The sequence below is a fragment of the Gordonia sp. NPDC003950 genome (assembly GCF_053605205.1).
In genome coordinates this window covers 15,550-28,367 of the sequence record NZ_JBSGIT010000018.1, presented here as the reverse complement: position 1 = coordinate 28,367, position 12,818 = coordinate 15,550, and the positions used below count along the sequence as shown (strand labels likewise).

13 protein-coding genes and 1 pseudogene are annotated in these 12,818 nt (G+C 67.1%); 6 read left to right on the top strand and 8 right to left on the bottom strand.

What is annotated here, in order from left to right; genetic code table 11:
• Positions 1 to 2 precede the first annotated feature (2 nt).
• The 3 genes and pseudogenes from ACWETB_RS16270 to ACWETB_RS16260 all read right to left on the bottom strand — a co-directional run bounded on the left by ACWETB_RS16270 (position 3) and on the right by ACWETB_RS16260 (position 1,749).
• Positions 3 to 683 carry a TetR/AcrR family transcriptional regulator gene (locus ACWETB_RS16270; protein ID WP_083533907.1) on the bottom strand — a complete coding sequence of 227 codons (681 nt, stop codon included), beginning with the start codon at positions 681 to 683 and terminating at the stop codon, positions 3 to 5.
• Positions 684 to 740: 57 nt separating this feature from the next.
• Positions 741 to 1,157 (bottom strand): annotated as a pseudogene (locus ACWETB_RS16265) (helix-turn-helix domain-containing protein).
• Between the two features lie 7 nt (positions 1,158 to 1,164).
• Positions 1,165 to 1,749: a hypothetical protein gene (locus tag ACWETB_RS16260; RefSeq protein WP_452212259.1), complete on the bottom strand. Its 585-nt coding sequence runs from the start codon at positions 1,747 to 1,749 to the stop codon at positions 1,165 to 1,167.
• A gap of 62 nt (positions 1,750 to 1,811) precedes the next feature.
• Here ACWETB_RS16260 and ACWETB_RS16255 point away from each other — a divergent pair, with 62 nt between their 5' ends.
• Positions 1,812 to 2,495: a VOC family protein gene (locus tag ACWETB_RS16255; protein ID WP_059036365.1), complete on the top strand. Its 684-nt coding sequence runs from the start codon at positions 1,812 to 1,814 to the stop codon at positions 2,493 to 2,495.
• A gap of 90 nt (positions 2,496 to 2,585) precedes the next feature.
• Here the strand turns inward: ACWETB_RS16255 and ACWETB_RS16250 are convergent, their stop codons facing one another.
• Complete coding sequence (locus ACWETB_RS16250) at positions 2,586 to 3,803, bottom strand: NAD(P)-dependent malic enzyme (protein WP_452212257.1); 1,218 nt, start codon at positions 3,801 to 3,803, stop codon at positions 2,586 to 2,588.
• A 280-nt stretch (positions 3,804 to 4,083) separates the two neighbouring features.
• Between ACWETB_RS16250 and ACWETB_RS16245 the strand changes: the two genes are divergently transcribed.
• Positions 4,084 to 4,746 carry a GntR family transcriptional regulator gene (locus ACWETB_RS16245; protein WP_449742302.1) on the top strand — a complete coding sequence of 221 codons (663 nt, stop codon included), beginning with the start codon at positions 4,084 to 4,086 and terminating at the stop codon, positions 4,744 to 4,746.
• Positions 4,743 to 6,005 (top strand): MFS transporter, encoded by a 1,263-nt coding sequence (locus ACWETB_RS16240; protein WP_452212255.1) that lies wholly within the window; start codon positions 4,743 to 4,745, stop codon positions 6,003 to 6,005. The genes ACWETB_RS16245 and ACWETB_RS16240 overlap by 4 nt, the downstream gene beginning before the upstream one ends.
• 5 nt (positions 6,006 to 6,010) lie before the next feature.
• Here ACWETB_RS16240 and ACWETB_RS16235 read toward each other — a convergent pair whose 3' ends face one another.
• The 3 genes from ACWETB_RS16235 to galE form a co-directional block, all read right to left on the bottom strand.
• Positions 6,011 to 6,445, bottom strand: a complete 435-nt coding sequence (locus tag ACWETB_RS16235; protein ID WP_449742300.1) for a MarR family winged helix-turn-helix transcriptional regulator — start codon at positions 6,443 to 6,445, stop codon at positions 6,011 to 6,013.
• Entirely contained in the window at positions 6,438 to 7,883 is a 1,446-nt protein-coding gene (locus ACWETB_RS16230; protein WP_452212252.1) for a DHA2 family efflux MFS transporter permease subunit, read from the bottom strand. Before ACWETB_RS16230 ends, ACWETB_RS16235 begins: the two co-directional genes overlap by 8 nt.
• Positions 7,884 to 7,961: 78 nt before the next feature.
• Complete coding sequence (galE, locus tag ACWETB_RS16225) at positions 7,962 to 8,981, bottom strand: UDP-glucose 4-epimerase GalE (RefSeq protein ID WP_449742298.1); 1,020 nt, start codon at positions 8,979 to 8,981, stop codon at positions 7,962 to 7,964.
• A gap of 106 nt (positions 8,982 to 9,087) precedes the next feature.
• On the opposite strand from galE, the gene ACWETB_RS16220 reads away from it, so the two are divergent.
• Positions 9,088 to 9,993, top strand: coding sequence for an alpha/beta hydrolase (locus ACWETB_RS16220; protein WP_452212250.1), 906 nt, complete (start codon positions 9,088 to 9,090; stop codon positions 9,991 to 9,993).
• 159 nt (positions 9,994 to 10,152) lie between these two features.
• On the opposite strand, the gene rfbB is transcribed toward ACWETB_RS16220, so the two are convergent.
• On the bottom strand, positions 10,153 to 11,157 hold the full coding sequence (rfbB, locus tag ACWETB_RS16215) for a dTDP-glucose 4,6-dehydratase (protein WP_449742296.1): 1,005 nt from the start codon (positions 11,155 to 11,157) through the stop codon (positions 10,153 to 10,155).
• Positions 11,158 to 11,293: 136 nt separating this feature from the next.
• On the opposite strand from rfbB, the gene rfbA reads away from it, so the two are divergent.
• Positions 11,294 to 12,172 carry a glucose-1-phosphate thymidylyltransferase RfbA gene (rfbA, locus tag ACWETB_RS16210; protein ID WP_449742295.1) on the top strand — a complete coding sequence of 293 codons (879 nt, stop codon included), beginning with the start codon at positions 11,294 to 11,296 and terminating at the stop codon, positions 12,170 to 12,172.
• Entirely contained in the window at positions 12,169 to 12,780 is a 612-nt protein-coding gene (locus tag ACWETB_RS16205; RefSeq protein WP_452212247.1) for a dTDP-4-dehydrorhamnose 3,5-epimerase family protein, read from the top strand. Before rfbA ends, ACWETB_RS16205 begins: the two co-directional genes overlap by 4 nt.
• The last annotated feature ends 38 nt before the right edge of the window (positions 12,781 to 12,818 follow it).

Genomic DNA, 12,818 nt, shown 5'->3' with positions numbered 1-12,818 from the left:
GGTCAGGGGTGTGTGGCGTCGAACGCCGGGGCATCCTCGCCGAGCCCAATGCCCTGACACCAGATGTTGGTGATGGTGCGTACCGCGGTGTCGATGTCGACACCCTCTGGGTTGTCGCGGAAGATACGGATGGAGAACTGCATCACCATGGCGTTGAGAGCGCGCGCGGCGTAGTGGGGATCGATGTCTGTCGAGATGTCGCCGCGCTGCTGGAGCCGCAACAGTGAGCGTTCGGTTCGCTCGATGTTGAAGTGAATCAGCTCCTCGAGTAGCCCGCCGATCTCGGGGTCAACAGCGGCGGCCACCGACCACGCTTCCATCAGGCGCCAATGTTTGCCGTAGCCCTCGAGGTAGGCGCGGTTGGAGGCCTCGACCACATCGCGGGCGTTGAGGCGCTCGACTCCGGCCTCGTGTTGACGGGCAGCTTCTTTGATCGCATCCTGCTGGGTCTCGATCACTGCCAGAAAGGCTGCCTCTTTGGAGGGGAAATAGGTGTAAAAGGTGCCGTATGCGGCGCCGGCTTCTTTGACGATGTCGGCAACCCGGGAATCGATGAATCCGTCGCGCTCGAAGACGACGCGAGCTGCATCGAGCAGTCGATCGCGTGTGCGGCGCCCCTTCTCGCTGAGTTGATCGACACTCTTTGCAGGTCGATCATCGGGGCTGGTCACATCGCTGGACATCGTCGGCTCACGATACCGGACTGCGGTGGTCGACTCGGTGAGCGCTCGCGCTTGCCGTCACACCGAGTCGATCACTCCGCATGTTGCGGCCAAACCCTCGGCGCGGGCCGCAGCACCGACGGCGTGGGTCTGCTTCTCGTGTGCCGTGTTGGTCTGCGCAATGCCCTCGGTTCGCGAGGTCGCCGCCGGCCGGCCGTAGACGCGCGGTACGCACGCCGGGAGGCGAGCGTAGGTGGCTGCGGGTGGGAACGACTCTCGGTGTTCGGTGGGAGATGTGCCGAAGGCCCGACCGAATACCGGTGGTGAACGACCCGACGCTGGTCAATCCGACCGCCGCGCAGATGTCGGCGACGCTGCGGTCGGTGCCGCGCAGCATCGCCGCGGCTCGTTCCATCCGCCGCGTGGTTCGGCGAATCGGGTGTCGACCAGTTCCTTCGCACGGAGCAGGTGACGCGCAGGCGGACGCGAGGGCATGGATCGATTATGAGTCCTGCGCGTCGCGGCGGAGGAACTCCGCGCCCCGCGGCGACAATTCGTATCCGACGTCGAGGCTGTGGGTCAGCTCGAGCTTCTTGAGTTTCCGGACGTCGAGCTTGAACTCGGGCCGTGGTCGTCCGATCTCGGCGGCCAACTCGGTGGAGACCACCGCGGGACGACGGCCGATGAGGGACAACACTTCTCGCGTCCACGGGCCGTGCGTGGAGTGGGCGTCGAGGCGATCGAGTCGTCGTTGCAGGTCGGTGAGGTCGTCGTCGGAGAGCGTGGCGTCGTTACGCAGTGCGATGCGGAGGTCCGGTCCGGCATATCTCAGTCCGATCCGGAAGACGGGAGCTTCGTTGCGACGCAACGCCTTACCGGCATCGGCCACGGAATCGAAACCGGCACGGCGGGCGTCGTCGTCGGTGATGTCGGCGAGGGTGATCTCCTCGACCGAGGTCACCTCGACGACGATCTCGTTGCTGATGAACCGCGAACCCGCTGCGACGCGCGGCGACGTCCATCGTCGAAAGGCCAGATCCACCTCGCCGTCGACGATGCGTCCCGTCAGCCGTGCCGGTATCAGCATGGCGCCCAGGATAGTAGCGATATCCGCGCGTCACACGCGATTGCGGGTCGTATCGTCGGGTCATGACCGAAACCCCACGCACACCCCTCACCGCCGCCGAGGTCACCGCCGCCGTCGCCGATCCGTGGCGCGTCATCGGGGACGCCCTGCAGGCGGCCTACGCCACGTCGAACATGGTGACCGGTGGTCGATTCGTCGCCCGCATCATCGACGCGGCCGAGGCGGCGAATCATCACCCCGACATTGATCTGCATTACGGCTCAGTGCATCTCACGTTGAGTACGCACAGTTCACATCGGATCACCGCGGCCGACGTCGCGTTGGCCGGTGCCATCGCCGACATCGCCGCCGAGATGGACTTGTCGCCACTCGCCGCGCCGCCCGCCCGGTTCGACCTCGCGATCGACGCCCTCGACCTCGAGGCGATCCGTCCATTCTGGCGTGCGGTGCTCGGCTACCGCGACGACCCCGAGCACACCCTCGCCGACCTCACAGACCCCGACGGACTGCTCCCACCGGTGTGGTTTCAGCAGATGGATTCCCCACGGTCACAACGCAGCCGGATGCACGTCGACCTCTGGTTGCCGCACGACGTGGTCGCCGACCGGATGGCCGCGGCCCTCGACGCCGGCGGTCGACTGGTCACCGACGAGCACGCCCCCGAGTTCTGGGTGCTCGCCGACGCCGAGGGCAACGAGATCTGTCTGTGCACCTGGCAGGAGCGGGAGGGTGCCCAGACCGAATGACGAGAAACGTCCCCGTGGGCGGCCGGCTCGGGATTATTGCGGTGAGAGGGCCTCACGGGGACGTTTGTGGTCATCGGGGCAGGGCGCCGTTCAGCAGATCCCTTCGGCATGCGCCGCTGCGGCCACAGCGGCGGATACGGCCGGCGCCACCCGGTGATCCAGGGGGCTCGGGACTATCTTGTCGACGGCGAGATCGTCGGCGACCACCGACAGGATCGCTTCTGCCGCAGCGATCTTCATGCTTTCGGTGATACGGCGCGCACCGGCGTCGAGGGCACCCTTGAACACGCCGGGGAAGGCGAGGACGTTGTTGATCTGATTCGGGAAGTCGCTGCGTCCGGTGGCGACGACGGCGGCGTGCTTGGCCGCGACGTCCGGGTGGATCTCCGGGTCCGGGTTGGACAGGGCGAAGACGATCGCGTCGTCGTTCATCGAGGCGATGAACGCCTCGTCGATCTGCCCCGCCGAGACGCCGATGAACACGTCGGCACCGGCCAACGCCTCGGCCGCGCCGCCGACCAGACCACGCGGATTGGTCCGCTGGGCGAGGTCTTCCTTGAATACGTTGAGGCCGTCGCGGCCGACGGAGACGATGCCTTTGGAATCGAGCACCACCACGTCGGCGACGCCCGCGGCCAGCAGAATGTTGGCGCACGCGACGCCTGCGGCACCGGCACCGGAGATCACCACACGCAGATCGGTCAGGCCGTGGTGGAGCAACCGGGCGGCACCCTTGAGCGCGGCGAGCACGACGATGGCCGTGCCGTGCTGATCGTCGTGCATGACCGGGCAGTCGAGGGCCTCGATGACGCGGCGTTCGATCTCGAAGCAGCGGGGCGCCGAGATGTCTTCCAGGTTGACCGCGCCGAAGCTCGGGCGCAGCCGGACGAGGGTCTCGACGATCTCGTCGGGGTCTTTGGTGTCGAGCACCAGCGGGATCGAGTTGAGGCCGGCAAAGGTGCGGAACAGCGCCGACTTGCCCTCCATCACCGGCAGTGAGGCGCGCGGGCCGATGTCGCCGAGGCCCAGGACGGCCGATCCGTCGCTCACGACGGCGACGAGCCGGTCGGTCCAGGTGTAGCGGTTGACCAGATCGGCCTCGGCGTTGATTGCGCGTGACACCTGCGCCACGCCGGGCGTGTAGGCGATGGACAGGTCGCGCTTGGTCTCGATGGGGGAACGCAGTTCCACGGTCAGTTTGCCGCCGGCATGGGCCAGAAAGATCTCGTCGTCGGTGATGGGGGCGTCGGCGATCGTGGGCTCGCCGGGTCGTGTTGTGGTGTTGTCGTCCGTACTTGTCACGGGCATTTCCTCCTGGTCGGGCGACGGGCTCAGCGTCACCTGTTCTGCGCGACGTGTCGGCGTTGACGCGTCGCGGCGTGGTCGTGCTCGGCGCCAGCGCGGGGGGTATGCCGTCAGCCGTTGCACGTTGCATCCGCATCGCATGCCTGGTCAGGCGCCACGCGGATTGCTCGCAAGTGTCTCACCCGCGCCCGACGACGCGGTCACAGTGGTCGCGTTGTTGTGTTCCGTGCAACTCCGGGGTGGCCGTTCCGCCCGGTCCGCCGCTAGCATTCATCTTGTGTCTATGTTGCATGCGTCCGTGCCGTCGGCCGCCGACCGGGTGTACGGCGAGGTCAAGGAGCTCATCCTGACCAACGAGATCGCCGGCGGTGAGCTGATCTCCGAAGGGGAGGTCGCCGGCCGCTGCGAGGTCAGTCGCACGCCCGTGCGGGAGGCCTTCCTGCGGCTGCAGGCCGAGGGCTGGATGCGTCTCTACCCCAAACGCGGTGCCCTGGTGCTCCCGGTGACCGAGCGGGAGGCGCGCGACGTCGTCGACGCCCGCCGATTGCTCGAGGGTCACGCGGTGCGGGCCGTGGGGGATGCGTCGGCGGCGACGCTGGCCGCGGAACTGCGTGACAATCTCGAGCGGCATCGCCTCGTGCCCGCCGACGACATCGCCGACTTCGCGCGGATCGACGCCCAGTTCCATCAGCTCATCGTCGTCGCCGGAGACAACGAGTTGCTCGCCGGCTTCTTCACCGGACTCGGTGAACGGCATCGCCGGATGACGACCGCCAGCGTCCACCGCGATGCGCGCATCGCTGCGCGCATCCTCGCCGATCACGCCGAACTCCTCGAACTCATCGCGCAGCGCGACGCCGACGGCTTCGACGCCGCGTTGACGAGGCACCTCGACGCCGTCCACAGCGTCGGTGCCACTCGCAACCGGCCCGGAGATGACCGATGACCCTCACCACCGAATTCCCGTCGTCGACGACGACCCGCCGCCGTACGTGGCCCGCGGTCGCCCTGGCCGTGTTCGCTTCGGCCTGGGGCGGCAACGAGTTCACCCCGCTGCTGGTGATGTATCGGCAGAGCGGTGAGTTCTCCGCCGTCATGGTCGACGCCCTGCTGTTCCTCTACGTGCTGGGCATCGTGCCCGCCCTGCTGATCGGCGGCCCGCTCTCGGACCGGTTCGGCCGACGGCCCCTGATGATGCCCGCGCCGATCTTCGCCGCACTCGGGTCGGTGCTCCTGGCGCTCGGTGCGCATTCGGTGGCGCTGCTGTCGATCGGACGCGTGTGCAGCGGTGTGGCACTGGGATTGTCGATGGCCGTCGGCGGCAGCTGGATCACCGAGCTGAGCATCCGGGGCGGTGACAAGGCGGCGGCGGGTGCTCGGCGGGCCGCGATGAGCCTGACCGCCGGCTTCGGCATCGGCGCCGGGGTTGCCGGAGCGCTGGCCCAGTGGGCGCCGTTGCCGCATGTCCTCGCCTACGCCGTCAACATCGCGATCGCCGCGATCGCCGCGGTGCTGATCCTACGAGTTCCGGAAACGGTTGCGCGGCAGACCGATCCGGGTCGACTGTTCGATGATCTGAAGATCCCGTCGGCCGGACACCGCCGCTTCCTGCTCGTCGTGCTCCCGGTGGCGCCGTGGGTGTTCGGGGCGTGTGCGTCGGCCTATGCGGTCATTCCGGCGCTGATGTCCGCGCGAACCGCGGGTGCGCCGATCGCCTTCGCGGCGTTGTGCTGTGTGCTCGGACTCGCCGCGGGTTTCGGCATTCAATCCCTGGGTCGCCGCATCGACGACCCCGACGGCGTGCGTGGCGTGGTCAGTGCGCTGGTGGTCCTCGCGATTGGAATGGTGTTGGCGGCCTTGGCTGCTCACGTCCTGACCATCTGGCTGTCGCTGGTCGCGGCGACCGTCCTGGGCTGCGGGTACGGCATGGCGATGATCGCCGGACTGCTGGAGGTGCAGCGCATCGCTCGTGACCATGGAGCGCGGAATCCCTCCGGCCGTAGTGATCTCGCCGGATTGACGGCGGTGTTTTACGGGGTCACGTACCTGGGCTTCGCGGTTCCCGCCGTCTTGGCTTGGGTGTCAGAGAGTTTCGGGGCGATCACCTACACCGACATGTTCGGCTTCGGTGTCGTCGCGGCGCTGATCTGCCTGGCCGTCGTGCTGGTGGGGCATCGTCGCCATCGCGTCGGCGACGGTGACTGAAACCCCTACTCGCCGAACACGGTGTGCAACACCGCGAGTTGTTCGGGGGTGGCCCTCATCAATGTCTCCGGCGGCGGGTCGGCGATGTTGTTGACCATATCCAGCAGAGTGCGGCCGGCGTCGGTGACGAGGACGTGTTTGGATCGGCGGTCGGTGGGTGACGGTTCCCGGGTGACATACCCGGCGGACTCCAGGTCCGACACGGCCACCGACGCGGCCGGTGCGTCCATCATCGCCGCATGTGCGACCTCCTTGAGTGTCATCGGCTTTCGTGCGACGCGTCGGAGCACGCGGTAGCGACTGAAGGGGAGCCCGGTGGTCGCGACCACGTCGCGCCTCCACTGATCGCGCGAGTCGATGACGGCGGCGGCGATGGCGCGCCAGATCTCGGTGCGCAGGCGGTCGGCGTCGGTCGGCTCAGACGCGCGGGACTCAGGCATCGGCGGGCTCCGGATCGATCAGCACGCGAGCCACCTCGTTGGAGGTGTGCTTGGCCCACCGCGTCGTCGACACGATCCCCAGGATCAGGATGGTCGCGGAGAACACCACGACCAGCAGCCACATCGGGTGCATGTCGGTGCTGAAGGACGGGCCGATCCCGGCCGCGGCGACGCCGGTGATGCTGCCCGCCAGCGCCACCCCGATGCTGACGCCGACCTGCCGGCTGGTCGACGCGACCGCGGCGGCCGCACCCGCCCGGTGTCGTGGCATGCCGCTGACCGCGGAGTGGGTGATCGGCGCGTTGATGGCGCCGAAGCCGATGCCGAAGATCGCGAAGATGATGCCGATCTGCACCAGGGAGGTGCCGGCGTCGATGGTGATCATCAGGGCCGAACTGATCAGCATCGCGATGCCGGCCACCACCAGGGACGGACGGGTGCCGAACTGGGCGACGGCCCGCCCGGACAGCGGCGAGAGGATCAGCACGGCGAGTGCGGCGGGCAACAACATGGCGCCGGTCGCGATCGCGGACAGGCCGCGGATCTCCTGCAGGTACAGCGACATCAGGAACAGGAACGCACCCCAACTCGCGAAGGCGCAGACCGCGATGGCGGTCGCGGCGGAGAACGGCACGCTCCGGAAGAAGCGCAGGTCGATGAACGGATCGCGATGACGGCGTTCGGCGATGAGGAATCCGACGAAGGCGAGCACGGCGACGGCGAACACGATGATCGTGCGCGGCGATCCCCACCCGTGGCCCGGTCCCTCGATGAGGCCGTAGACGACCGCGGCGAGCGCGAGGACCGCCAGGGCCTGACCGACGGGATCGAGGGTGCGCATGACGGGTGAGCGTGATTCGGGCACGTAGAGCGCGGTCAGGGTGACCGCGATGAGGCAGATCGGGATGTTCACCCAGAACACCGCCCGCCAGTCGATGAGATCGATGAGGGCGCCGCCGACCATCGGACCGACCGCCATCGAGATCCCGACGACCGCACCCCACATGCCGATCGCCCGGGCGCGTTCCTTGGGATCGACGAAGACCTGCGTGATGATCGACATCGCCACCGGATTGAGCATCGAGCCGCCGATCGCCTGGAGGGCGCGGGCGGCGATGAGGATGCCGATCGACGGGGCGAGGCTGCAGGCGAGGGAGCCGACGGCAAAGGTGATCAACCCGATCTGGAAGAGGCGGCGCCGGCCGTATCGGTCGGCGGTCGCCCCGGACAGCATCAGCAGGCTGGCCAGCACCAACGTGTAGATGTCGATGACCCACTGCAGGGACGAGACCGAGGCGTTGAGGTCGGTGCGGATCGCGGGAAGGGCGACGTTCACGATGGTCGCGTCCATCGACACGATCAGCAGACTCATACAACAGGTCGCGAGGATGACCGTCTTGCGGCGAGGGGTCAGCTCGACGGAGGTAGTTGTAGACATACAAAGATTGTAGAACTACAACCAATATTCGGCCACGGTCACGTGGTCATGGGTTTCGGGCGGGGTCAGGCGTCGGGGTCAGGCGTCGGGGTAGCCGTTCGGATTGCCCGACTGCCACCGCCAGGTGTCAACGCACATGTCGTCGATGGTCTTCTCCGCGCTCCAGTGCAGGTCGGCGTTGGCCCGCGACGGATCGGCGTAGGACGCGGCGATGTCGCCGGCGCGGCGCGGTGCGATCTCATACGGGATCTCCCGGCCACTGGCACGCTCGAAGGCCTTGATCACCTCGAGCACCGAAACACCGTGTCCGGTACCCAGATTCCACACAGACAGGCCGGGGTCGGTGGTGCTGATCTGCTCCAGGGCGGCGACGTGACCGGCGGCGAGGTCGTCGACGTGGATGTAGTCGCGCACCCCGGTGCCGTCCGGGGTGTCGTAATCGTCACCGAACACCGACAGCTTGTCCCGACGGCCCACGGCGACCTGCGCGACGAAAGGCATCAGATTGTTGGGGATGCCGGACGGGTCCTCGCCGATCTGCCCGCTCGGGTGGGCGCCGACGGGGTTGAAGTACCGCAGCGCCGCGATGCGCCAGGCGTCGTCACTGGCGGCGACGTCGCGCAGCACCTGCTCGATCATCACCTTGGTCCAGCCGTACGGGTTGGTCGCCGAGGTGGGGGAGTCCTCGGTCATCGGCAGCACGGGCTCGGCGCCGTAGACCGTCGCCGACGACGAGAACACCAACGTCGACACGCCGTGCCGGCCCATCGCCCGCAGCAGCGAGAACGTCGAGTCGAGGTTGTTCTGGTAGTAGTCGAGCGGTTTGGCCACCGACTCGCCGACAGCCTTGAAGCCGGCGAAATGGATGACGGCGTCGATCTGCTCGTGGGCGAACAGATGCTCAGTCTTGTCGACGTCGGTGAGGTCAAAGGCGTGCACGGGGATATGTGTGCCGGTCAGGGCCTCGAGCCGGCCGATGACCGTCGGCTTGGAGTTGGAGAAGTCGTCGACGATGAGCACGTCGTGGCCATGTTCGACGAGTCTGATGACGGTGTGTGAGCCGATGTAGCCGGCTCCGCCGCTGACGAGTACACGCATACTGTTCACGGTAGGCGGCGAGCCTGACAGATGGCCGCGAGGATGCTGTGATCCGCACGACCCGACGACAACGGTGACGCCCGCGACGAGACTTGTAGGGGTGGATATGGGTGTGCAGCGGTCCGATGTGGAGTTCGCGTCGTCGGGAACGACGATCCGGGCGTGGTGGTACCGGCCGGATGCGGAGCCGGGAACGCCGGATCCGCCGATCATCGTGATGGCGCACGGCCTCGGCGGGGTGCGTGGCATGCGACTCGACGCCTTCGCCGAGCGTTTCACCCAGGCGGGGTATGCGTGTCTGGTCTTCGACTACCGGCACTTCGGTGACAGCGACGGGCAACCCCGGCAGCTGCTGTCGGTTCGTCGGCAACTCGCCGACTACGACGCCGCCATCGCATACGCGCGCAGCCTGCCCGGCGTGGATGCGGCCCGCGTCATCGTGTGGGGGACGTCGTTCTCCGGCGGTCATGCGCTGGTTCTGGCCGCCCGCCACCCCGATCTGGCCGCCGCGATCTCGCAGTGCCCGTTCACCAGTGGTATGGCGTCGACGTTGGCGCTCGATCGCCGCGGCGCGGCCAAGGTGTCGGCGCGGGGTGTCGCCGACCTCGTGTCGATGGTGCTGCGCCGTGAACCGGTCCTCGTCGCACTCGCCGGCACCGGTCACGACACGGCGCTGATGACCGCCCCCGACGTGGTGCCCGGGTACCTGGGGTTGGTGCCCGAGGGGTCGGCGTTCCGCAACGAGGTGGCGGCCCGGATCGGTCTGGCGATCTCGGTGCATTCGCCTGCGCGGTCGATGAAGAAGATCCGCATCCCCACCCTGGTGTGTGCCTGCGACGCCGACACCGTCGCGCCGGTGGGTCCGACTGTGCTTGCGGCGCAAGCGAATCCGATGATCACGTTGGAGTGTTACCCCTACGGGCACTTCGACATCTACGTCGGGGACGCGTTCGAGCGGGTGGTCGGCGATCAGATCGCGTTCCTGACGGCGACGGTGCCGGCGGGGGTGTGAGGGCCGGGTGTTCTGGGACTACGTACTGATCGTCGTGATGATCCTGTGGTTCGTCGGCGGGATCTATGCCCTCATCAGCGTGGTGACCGGCCGTGGCCGCCGTCGGAACGCTGGTCGCGGCGACCGTGGAGATTGCCGTCGCTGAGCGAAGGGACGGCGTCAGCCCAGAACCCGTTCGGTGACAGCGTATTTCGACTCCGCGGATTGCTTGGCGGTCTGCCACCAGTCGGGGTTGGCCCGATACCAGTCGATGGTTGCGGTCAGGCCGGATCGGAAGTCGACATACTGTGGCCGCCAACCCAATTCGGTACGCAGGCGAGTGGAGTCGATGGCGTAGCGCAGGTCGTGACCGGGGCGGTCGGTGACGAAGTCGAAGGCGTCGCGCGGTTGTCCGGTCAGTTCCAGGATGGTCTCGACGACGGTGCGGTTGTCCACCTCGCCGTCGGCGCCGATCAGGTACGTCTCGCCGATCTCGCCCTTCTCGATGATGGTCCACACGGCGTCGTTGTGGTCGTCGACGTGAATCCAGTCGCGCACGTTGCGGCCGTCGCCGTAGAGGCGGGGCCGGACACCGGAGAGCACGTTGGTGATCTGACGCGGGATGAACTTCTCCACGTGCTGATACGGGCCGTAATTGTTGGAGCAGTTCGAGATGGTCGCGGCCACCCCGAAGGAGCGCACCCACGCCCGCACCAGCAGATCGCTACCGGCCTTGGTGGAGCTGTACGGGCTCGACGGGTTGTATGGGGTTGCCTCGGTGAAGCGGGCCGGATCGTCGAGTTCGAGGTCGCCGTACACCTCGTCGGTGCTGATGTGGTGATAGCGGACGTCGTGCCGGCGCACCGCCTCGAGCAGGGTGTAAGTGCCCACCAGGTTGGTCTGGATGAAGTCCGACGGGTCGGCGAGCGAATTGTCATTGTGGGATTCGGCGGCAAAATGCACCACCAGGTCGGAGTCGCCGACCAGCCGATCGACCAGGGCTGCGTCGGCGATGTCGCCCTCGATCAGTTCGACGACATCCGACACCGGTGCGAGCGTGGCCGGATTCGCGGCATATGTGAGCTTGTCGAGGACGCGAATGCGCACGTCAGGACGCTGTTCGACGGTACGAAGCACAAAGTTCGCGCCGATGAATCCGGCGCCCCCGGTGACCAGAACGCGCATCGTCTCCCACTTCTCCTCGAGTGATGGTGTGGGTCAGACGATACCGAGGTGGTCGGATGGTCGCCGGGCGGCGTGGTGATGTGAGACGCCGCGCACGCCTCGGCGTGGGGATGGGCGAACCACTAGGCTTGGCCCCATGCGCGGGATCATTCTGGCCGGAGGAACGGGGAGCCGGCTGCACCCCATCACGCAGGGGGTGAGCAAACAGCTCGTCCCTGTCTATGACAAGCCGATGATCTACTACCCGCTCTCGACGCTGATGCTGGCCGGTATCCGCGAGATCCTGATCATCACCACACCGTCGGACGAGGCGGCCTTTCGGGGGCTGCTCGGCGACGGATCGCAGTTCGGGATCGAGCTGAGCTACATCACCCAACCCGCCCCCGAGGGGCTCGCGCAGGCGTTCACCCTCGGCGCCGACCACATCGGCGACGAGTCGGTGGCCCTGGTGCTCGGCGACAACATCTTCTACGGTCCCGGTCTCGGTTCGCAGTTGCAGGGTTTCGGTGATATCGAAGGCGGGGCGATCTTCGCCTACTGGGTGGCCGAGCCGAGCGCGTACGGCGTCGTCGAATTCGATCAGATGGGGACCGCGGTGTCGCTGGAGGAGAAGCCGGCCGCACCGAAATCGAACTATGCGGTGCCAGGACTGTACTTCTACGACAACGAGGTGATCGAGATCGCCCGCGGACTGCGGCCCAGTGCGCGAGGCGAATACGAGATCACCGACATCAACGCCCACTACCTCGAACGCGGCGAACTCAAGGTGACCGTGCTGCCGCGCGGGACCGCCTGGCTCGACACCGGCACATTCGACTCGCTGCTCGACGCCGGGAACTTCGTTCGCACCGTTGAACAGCGGCAGGGACTCAAGATCGCGGTGCCTGAGGAAATCGCCTGGCGGCATGGGTATCTCACCGACGACGAGCTGGCCGCCCGGGCGGAACGGCTGCGCAAGTCGGGCTACGGTAACTACCTCCTCGACATCCTCGCCCGCGGAAAGGGATTCGCGTGAAGGTTCGGCCACTGTCCATTGCCGGGGCGTGGGAGTTCACCCCGGTGCTGCACGGCGACGCACGTGGGCTGTTCACCGAGGCGTTCAAGGCCGACGTCATCAGCGAGACCATCGGCCATCGCTTCGACCTCGCCCAGGTGAATCTGTCCGTGTCGGCGGCCGGCGTGTTGCGGGGCGTGCACTTCGCCGACGTGCCGCCCGGGCAGGCGAAGTACGTCACCTGTCCGTCGGGTGCCATCCTCGACGTGATCGTCGACATCCGGGTCGGCTCACCGACTTTCGGCACCTACGACACGGTGCTGCTCGACGACGTCGACCGCCGCACGGTGTATCTCTCGGAGGGGCTGGGGCATGCGTTCCTCTCGCTGGCCGACGGTTCGACGGTCACCTATCTGTGTTCGACGGGATACAACCCGGGTGCCGAGCACGGCATCAACCCGCTCGATGAAGAACTCGGCATCGAGTGGCCGACGACGGGGCGCGACGGCAGTGCGCTGAACTACGAGCTGTCCGCGAAAGACACGGCGGCGCCCGGACTTTTGGAGGCCGCCGAGTCCGGATTGCTGCCGCGGTATGACGAGGTCACGGAGTATCTGACCGGGCTCTGAGTGCGTTACCGCCGGATTTCTTCCCTCACGTCCAGATT

Bases quoted from the DNA above. Each gene is read 5' to 3' on its own strand.
- ACWETB_RS16270 (WP_083533907.1), bottom strand. From the start codon at position 683: ATGTCCAGCGATGTGACCAGCCCCGATGATCGACCTGCAAAGAGTGTC.
- ACWETB_RS16260 (WP_452212259.1), bottom strand. From the start codon at position 1,749: ATGCTGATACCGGCACGGCTGACGGGACGCATCGTCGACGGCGAGGTG.
- ACWETB_RS16255 (WP_059036365.1), top strand. From the start codon at position 1,812: ATGACCGAAACCCCACGCACACCCCTCACCGCCGCCGAGGTCACCGCC.
- ACWETB_RS16250 (WP_452212257.1), bottom strand. From the start codon at position 3,803: ATGCCCGTGACAAGTACGGACGACAACACCACAACACGACCCGGCGAG.
- ACWETB_RS16245 (WP_449742302.1), top strand. From the start codon at position 4,084: ATGTTGCATGCGTCCGTGCCGTCGGCCGCCGACCGGGTGTACGGCGAG.
- ACWETB_RS16240 (WP_452212255.1), top strand. From the start codon at position 4,743: ATGACCCTCACCACCGAATTCCCGTCGTCGACGACGACCCGCCGCCGT.
- ACWETB_RS16235 (WP_449742300.1), bottom strand. From the start codon at position 6,445: ATGCCTGAGTCCCGCGCGTCTGAGCCGACCGACGCCGACCGCCTGCGC.
- ACWETB_RS16230 (WP_452212252.1), bottom strand. From the start codon at position 7,883: ATGTCTACAACTACCTCCGTCGAGCTGACCCCTCGCCGCAAGACGGTC.
- galE (WP_449742298.1), bottom strand. From the start codon at position 8,981: ATGCGTGTACTCGTCAGCGGCGGAGCCGGCTACATCGGCTCACACACC.
- ACWETB_RS16220 (WP_452212250.1), top strand. From the start codon at position 9,088: ATGGGTGTGCAGCGGTCCGATGTGGAGTTCGCGTCGTCGGGAACGACG.
- rfbB (WP_449742296.1), bottom strand. From the start codon at position 11,157: ATGCGCGTTCTGGTCACCGGGGGCGCCGGATTCATCGGCGCGAACTTT.
- rfbA (WP_449742295.1), top strand. From the start codon at position 11,294: ATGCGCGGGATCATTCTGGCCGGAGGAACGGGGAGCCGGCTGCACCCC.